Raw genomic sequence first — 570 nt, 5'->3', positions numbered from 1 at the left:
GACGTTGATGTTGGAGATCGCGTACTCGAGACGGTTCTGCGTCGCACCGAAGTTCGACCGAGCGGTCGAGACGGCGTTGAGCGCCGTGTCGATCGCCTCGATCGCGGTCTGGGCGTTCGCGGCGGTGTTGACCGTGAGGCCGGTACCGCTCGCCGCGGCACCCGCGCCCGTCGCGGAGAAGATGCTGCCCGCGCCGTCACCGATGATGGTCTCGAGGTCGTTCGCCGCCAGGGCGATCGTGATGGTGTTGCCACCGCCCGCGGAGCCCTCGGCACCGACCTGGACCGTGAGGTCCGTGGCAGCGGCCGTGAGCAGGTTGATGCCGTTGAAGTTGGTCGAGTCGACCACGCGGTTGAGCTCGTTCGCGAGCTCGTCGAGCTCGGACTTGATCGCCGTGCGCGCGTCGGCGTTGTTGGTGTCCGAGGCCGCCTGGACGGTCAGGTCACGCATGCGCTGCAGGATCGACTGCGCTTCGCCGAGCGCGCCTTCCGCAGCCTGCACGACGCTGATGCCGTCCTGCGCGTTGCGCGCGGCGACCGAGTAGCCGTTCACCTGAGCCTTGAGGCCCTC

At 68.6% G+C, this 570-nt stretch carries 1 protein-coding gene; it reads right to left on the bottom strand.

The window, feature by feature from the left end; genetic code table 11:
* Nucleotides 1–570, bottom strand: a 570-nt coding sequence (locus NHG27_RS18980; protein ID WP_497017361.1) for a flagellin N-terminal helical domain-containing protein, incomplete at both ends; no start/stop codon positions are given.

This window comes from Oerskovia sp. 140933 (assembly GCF_059651515.1).
Note: the sequence above shows the minus strand (reverse complement) of the source record. Positions and strands in the feature narration are given on the sequence as shown.